Origin of the sequence: Lentzea kristufekii (assembly GCF_033949925.1) — a bacterium.
Lineage (GTDB): Bacteria > Actinomycetota > Actinomycetes > Mycobacteriales > Pseudonocardiaceae > Lentzea > Lentzea kristufekii.
The window spans coordinates 147,974-154,331 of the sequence record NZ_JAXAVV010000023.1 but is presented as its reverse complement, the minus strand read 5'-3'; the positions used below and the strand labels follow the sequence as shown (position 1 = coordinate 154,331).

The 6,358-nt window shown below is 63.7% G+C and carries 6 protein-coding genes; 5 read left to right on the top strand and 1 reads right to left on the bottom strand.

Annotated elements, in window-relative coordinates; genetic code table 11:
- Positions 1-651: 651 nt before the first annotated feature.
- Positions 652-1,119, top strand: a complete 468-nt coding sequence (locus SK571_RS36055) for a phage terminase small subunit P27 family (RefSeq protein ID WP_319988586.1) — start codon at positions 652-654, stop codon at positions 1,117-1,119.
- Positions 1,082-2,800, top strand: coding sequence for a terminase large subunit (locus tag SK571_RS36050; protein ID WP_319988581.1), 1,719 nt, complete (start codon positions 1,082-1,084; stop codon positions 2,798-2,800). Before SK571_RS36055 ends, SK571_RS36050 begins: the two co-directional genes overlap by 38 nt.
- Positions 2,801-2,830: 30 nt before the next feature.
- Here SK571_RS36050 and SK571_RS36045 read toward each other — a convergent pair whose 3' ends face one another.
- The gene (locus tag SK571_RS36045; RefSeq protein ID WP_319988585.1) at positions 2,831-3,691 is read right to left on the bottom strand and encodes a DNA adenine methylase; all 861 of its coding nucleotides are present in this window, start codon (positions 3,689-3,691) and stop codon (positions 2,831-2,833) included.
- Positions 3,692-3,722: 31 nt separating this feature from the next.
- On the opposite strand from SK571_RS36045, the gene SK571_RS36040 reads away from it, so the two are divergent.
- The 3 genes from SK571_RS36040 to SK571_RS36030 are packed head-to-tail and all read left to right on the top strand — an operon-like array spanning position 3,723 to position 6,357.
- Positions 3,723-3,962: a helix-turn-helix domain-containing protein gene (locus tag SK571_RS36040; protein ID WP_319988584.1), complete on the top strand. Its 240-nt coding sequence runs from the start codon at positions 3,723-3,725 to the stop codon at positions 3,960-3,962.
- Entirely contained in the window at positions 3,963-4,781 is an 819-nt protein-coding gene (locus SK571_RS36035; RefSeq protein ID WP_319988580.1) for a DUF7687 domain-containing protein, read from the top strand.
- The gene (locus SK571_RS36030) at positions 4,711-6,357 is read left to right on the top strand and encodes a phage portal protein (RefSeq protein WP_319988579.1); all 1,647 of its coding nucleotides are present in this window, start codon (positions 4,711-4,713) and stop codon (positions 6,355-6,357) included. Before SK571_RS36035 ends, SK571_RS36030 begins: the two co-directional genes overlap by 71 nt.
- Position 6,358 lies beyond the last annotated feature (1 nt).

Below are 6,358 nucleotides of genomic sequence, written 5' to 3'. Positions count from 1 at the left end.
TAGGAAAATGCCAAAGCAACTAGAATCCCGTCGTGACCAGCTGTTGCGCGTGCTCCATAGAGCGCGGGTCGTTTCACCTGTCTAAGCTTGGTTACTGAGCAACGGGTAGCCGGTGGTCAGTAACCAGCGGCATCGCCCAGTGCCAAAACGGAACGGGTGGCACACGCAAAGCGTGCACCACCCGTCCGGTTACCTGAACAGACCGCTGATCTCGCTGGCCAGCGTGGCGATCTGAATCAGGAACGTGAGGATGACGGCGGCCCGCCCGGAGCGCGAACTCCTGGTGGGCTGTCGTCGTTCCTGTCCACGTCCAGGCCTACGGCCCTGGACGTGCTTCCTTCTCCTCACTCGGTACCTCCGCCGACGCATCCACAGCGGGCGGGTGTCGGCCTCCCCAACCCGCGCGGTGTCGGGAAGGCTCGGAGGCACCAAGCAAACGGCACGGCCAGTTGGCTACCGCCGTACACGCCGTCAACACCCTATCCAGGGGAAGGCCCAACGTTGTGTCATGCGATGACACAACCAATAAATCACTCCAAAATACGTCGGCGGTCACCCCGCTGCTGCGATGTAGTGACCTGCGACGTTAAGGCAAACAGGGACATCGAATCCAGGGTGGATGTCCCCGCTTTTAGCGTAGCCCGTTTGGCGGTGGTCATATTGGGCAAGCGCGGCCCTGCTGCCAAGCCGACGAAACTCCGCGTCCTGCACGGTGATCGGGCCGACCGGATCAACGCAGATGAGCCCGAGCCGCCCGAGGACGATGTCCGTTGCCCTGATTGGGCTTCTGAGGGCGCGCGCGAGATCTGGCACCGCCTCGCCCCCGGTCTGGAGGAGCGCGGGGTGCTGACCATGTGGGATGTGGACGCGTTCCTGCTGCTGTGTGAGGCGCTGGCGCGCTACCGCTCCGCCACCCAGCTCGTGAACGGCTCCGCGCTGCTCGTGCAGGGCGGTTCGGGTCTGATGAAGAACCCGGCGCTTCAGGTGCAGGCCGAGGCGGAGCGCACTTTCTTGCAGGTCGCCGCACGCTTTGGGCTGACGCCAAGCGATCGGCAGTCCATCAAGGTCGAGGTGGGCCGCGATGGCAACAAGGGCGGCGCGGACCGGCTCCTCTCCTAGGACTCCCCGCAAGACCACGAAGTCGTCCCCGCGGCTTCCGGTGTGCGGGCGGGAGTTCGACGGCTCGCGCTGCTGCAAGCGCGGCACGCACTTCTGTGTGCCGCGCGCGGATCACGCGCAGGCGTTCGCGGAGGAGATCTGCGTCCACACGAAAGACCGGTGGGCGCGCACACCGTTCATCCTCGCGCCGTGGCAGCGAGACGACATCGTCCGGCCGCTGTTCGGAGAGGTCCGCTGGGACCCCGAGGCCTCCTGCTACGTCCGCCGCTACCGCATCGCGTGGATTGAGATCGCCCGCAAGAACGGCAAGAGCGAGCTTCTCGCGTTCGTGGCGCTCTACATGCTGGTCGGCGACGGCGTCGAGTCCGCAGAGATCTACGGCTGCGCGCGCGACACCGAACAGGCCAAGCTGGTGTTCAACGTCGCTGCTCGCATGGTCCGGTTGAGCCCGGTGTTGTCTCGCCGACTGCGGGTGATCGAGCACTCGGCGCGCATCGTGGACGAGAAGACCAACTCTGTCTACGCGGTCGTGCCCTCCGATGCGCTGGGCAACCTCGGTTCCAACCCCTCTGCGGTGATCTTTGACGAGGTACTGACCCAGCCCAACGGCGACTTCTGGCACGCGATGCGTACCGGCATGGGCACCCGGCTTGAGCCGCTACTCATCGCCGCCACCACGGCGGGCAACGACCCAACCAGCTTCGCCAAGGCCGAGCACGACGAGTGTGTGAAGATCGCCGAGAACCCCGGCCGTGCTCCGCACCGGTTCGTGTACCTGCGCAATCTGCCCGAAGACGCGGACCCCTGGGACGAAGCGAACTGGTTCCTGTCCAACCCAGCGCTCGGCGACTTCCTGTCGCTGCAAGCGTTGCGGGAAGAAGCGATCGAGGCCCGCAACGATCCCGCCCGCGAGAACGTCTTCCGACAGTTCCGGTTGAACCAGTGGGTTTCGCAGTCCTCACGATGGATGCCCATGCACCTCTACGCCCTGTGCGTCGGCACCGAGTCGACGCCTCCGGCGCGGCTACGGGAGCTGCACGCCGGCCGCCCCGCGTGGGGTGGCCTCGACCTGGCGTCCAAGATGGACCTGACTGCGTGGTGCCTGATCGTTCCCGCCGGCATTGACGACCGGGCTTCCGCGTTGTGGAGATTCTGGTTGCCGGAGACGGCCGTGGAGGCGCTGGACAAGCGCACCGAGGGCAAAATCTCGCAGTGGGTCGAGCAGGGCTGGATCACGACCACGGACGGCGAGGTCATCGACTACGACGTCATCGAGGCCGACATCACCGCTGACACCGGGCTGGTGCGGGTCGCGGACATCTCCTACGACGAATGGTCCGGCGAACCCGTCCGCCAACGCCTCGAACGCCGCACCGGTGTTCCCATGTACCCCGTGGCCCAGACTTACAAAGGCATGACCCACGGCATGACGGAGCTGATGGCGCTGACCCGCTCACGCGGCTGGTCACACCACGGAAACCCTGTTGCCGAGTACTGCTTCGACTCCGTGGAGGTCCGCCACCCGCCCGGTGAACCTGACCTCATCCGCCCCGACAAACCCGAACGCGGCAAGACCGGCAAACGCATCGACGCCGTCCCCACCGCCGCAATGGCCGTAGGAGCGTGGAAGTTGCGGGGACAGAGGATAACGAAACCATCTCGCATGGTCGTACTGGGTTGAATCGGTTAGCCCGATCATCAGCATGAGTGCCTAGAAGAGCCGAAGCTCCTCTTCTCGCCCGGAAAGCTCATAGTTGGTGAAAACCAGGTCCCAGCTCGACCGCTTTGCAGACTGGAGATTGATGTCTCGGCGCGTAGCCATCCGCCGGACTTCAAAGTCCTTGAAGATAGCGCGAGTAGCGTCGGTGTCACTATTGGTGAGAGTCAGAAAGACGCCGCGCTTGTCGGCCTGCCGCATCGCTTCCGCCAGACGCTCGTGATCGTCGTCATGAAATTGACCAGCGGTGTACCTCTTGAAGTCTGAGTATCCGCCTTCCGGAATGTACGGAGGGTCCAGAAATACCCAGTCTCCCTCAGATGCGTCTTCAAGTGGCCCGCCGAAGTCAGATTCACGGATTTCGACGCCCTGCAAGAGCTTTGACGCTGTCAGCAAGGTTGAGGGATTGTAGTACGGTCGATCATAGGCGCCGTAAGGAACATTGAACTTTCCCTTTTGATTTACGCGCCACAAACCTCTAAATGAGGTCTTGTTCAAGTAGATAACACGTGCGGCGCGTTCAATCGCATCGAGCTGATCGACATCCTGACGCCTGACCTCTTCAAAGTACTCGCGCGTGTTGGGCATTTCATCCAACTTGCCCATAACGGCTTTAGGATCGCTTGCCACGCCGCGAAAGCAGTGCACGAGTTCCGGATTAGCGTCCGATAGAACGGCCTTAGGCGGCGCGAGCTCGAAGAACACCGCAGCGCTGCCCATGAACGGCTCCCGGTAAGTGCCAGTGAAAGGCGGGGCCGCCGCGACGAGCTGATCGGCGTAGCGCGTCTTCCCTCCAGCCCACTTGAGAAACGATCGCCCTTCGCTGCGAGTGCTACTCATCGTCTGTAGACGCATCGTGTTCACCCGGAGCATCTTAGCCGACGCGATGGGTGATCATGATGAAGTGGCGCGCGCGTTCGGAGCCCGTGTCCGACAGTCCCGAGAGGTGCTCGGCCTATCCCAGGAGGGCCTGGCCGACGCGTCAGGACTGCACCGGACCTATATCGGCAGCATCGAGCGCGGCGAGCGCAACGTTAGCCTTGTAAACATACTGCGAATTGCTGACGCACTGAATGTTCCCCCAGGACAACTACTCAACGGAATTTCCGGAAAACGGGGGGACTAGATGCAGCGCCTTGAAGGCTTCGCTTCTCCATCATGGGATGACCCGTTCTGGCATGCAGTAAGAATGCTAGTCGACATCTTTAAAAGGAAAGTCCCTACGGAGGACGAAATCCTGCCTCCGCTTACGATGTGGCAAGAGGGCGAGGGCTCCGCCTTTGACTCCTACCTGCGCAAGCGGAGCGCACTCGTCAAGCCCCTTGCCGAGTACCTCCAGCTTCGAGCTGACCTTTCCGCCGACCTGCTCAATCTGATGAGATCCGAGGAGGAAGCGAAGGACGATTTTGCGTCAATCTCCGACGTGAAACTCACGAGCTACGGCACCAAGATGGCACATCACCAGTCTTCCAAGGCGCTGGTAGCGACCGTAGAGGTCATCACAAACGACATCTGTAGCCGATACGGCAAGTCCGTCAATGTCAACCCGCAGCGACGCGCAAGTGCTGTCGCAGACGATCATCTCTGGGTGAGCCCTCGCCGACTTGATGGCGCGTTCCCATCTCTTAGCAATCCGCGAGCCATCTGGGAGATCAAGGAGTACTGGGGCAAGACCAACGGCGGAAGCAAGATGTCCGACGCGATCTACGAGTGCCAGCTGGTTGGCACCGAGCTGAGAGCGTTCGAAGACCTCCATGGCGTCCGCATCAAGCACTATGCACTGTTGGATGGCCAGCACCAGTGGCGTGCTCGCATCTCCGACCTCCGCCGAGCCGTGGACTTGCTCTATTCCGGGCTCCTTGACGAACTGATCGTTGGCCGCGAAGTCCTTACCGTCTGGCCAGAGATTATCGAAGAATTGTGCCGGGAGAGCGGCGCGAACTAACGTAAAAATAAAGGCGGTGGTCGAGTTGATCACCACCTTCCCTGAGTTGTCGCCGCAACAGTGGGTAACCCGCCTGGCCCGACTGCACAACGCGCAGCTGCCCGAGCTGGAGTTGCTGGATGCCTACTACGAGGGCGAACAGCCGCTGTCCTACATGCACCCAGAGTTGTTGCGGCGCTTGGACTCCCGGCTCCGGTCGGTCGTGATCAACTGGCCGCAGTTGATCGTGGACAGCCTGGACGAACGCTTGGACGTCACCGGGTTCCGGCTCGGCGGTGAGGCTGCGGCTGATCGGGAGCTGTGGCACATCTGGCAGGCCAACCGCCTGGACCTGCACTCCGAGCAAGCGCACGTGGACGCGCTGGCGCTGGGCCGCTCCTACGCCATCGTCGGCAGCAACGAGCGCGACCGCTCAACGCCGCTGATCACTGTGGAATCCCCGCTGGAGGTCCATGTCGACCTGGACCCGCGGACCCGCGAGGTCCGCGCGGCGCTGAAACGGCAGTACGAAGAGGACGGCGACGGCTACACCGAGGCCTACGCCACGCTGTACCTGCCCAACGAAACCGTCTGGTACTCCTCGGATAACGGCGGCGGCACCTGGTCAGAAATCAATCGCGACGAGCACGGCATGGGCACCGTCCCCGTGGTGCCGATCATCAACCGGCCGCGCATCCGCCGACGCCGCACCGCCCCGCCGAGGCTCGGGCGGTCGGAGCTGATCAGCGTTCTCCCGCTGTCCGACGCGGCGTGCAAGATCGCCACGGACATGATGATCTCCGCCGAGTATCACGCGATGCCGCGCCGGTACGCGCTCGGCTTCGACAAGGACGATTTCGTTGACGCGAACGGGCGTCCGCTCTCGCCGTGGGAGTCCGTGGCCGGTGTGCTGTGGGCGTCCCCGAAATCTCCCAAGGACGACGGTGTCAGCGTCGGCCAGTTCCCCGAAGCGAACCTCTCGAACTTCCATGACACCCTGAACACCCTGGCCCGCGTGGTCTCCAGCCTGTCCGGCCTGCCACCGCACTACCTCGGCTATGCCACCGAGAACCCGGCCAGCGCGGACGGCATCCGCTCGTCAGAGTCACGGCACATCAAACGCGCGGAACGCCGTCAGCGCACGTTCGGCGACTCGTGGGAACAGGTCATGCGCATCGTGCTGATGATCCGCGACGGCCGCATTCCTACCGAGGCGCTGCGAATGGAAGCGCAGTGGGCCGACGCCGCAACGCCCACGTTCGCCGCGCAGGCCGACGCCGCTGTAAAGCTCTACTCGGCGGACCGGCTGCTGCCGCGCCGCTTCGCCCGTCGTTCGCTCGGCTACTCCGACACCGACATCCGAGACATGGAAGCCGAGGACGCCGAGGCGTACTCGCGCGTCGCGGGTGGCGACCAGGCGGCCGAGTTCGGGCCGAAGCCCATCCCTGCCCCGCGTCGGCCGGAGCCCGCAGAACCGTCGATCCCCTCCCCTCGCCGCCCGGCCGGTCAGCTCGGCGGCGAGGTCCTCCCGCCGCCCGCCGTCCAGTTCCTCGCACCGCAACCGGCGATCGGACCCTCAGGGGGTGATGCCCGCTGAC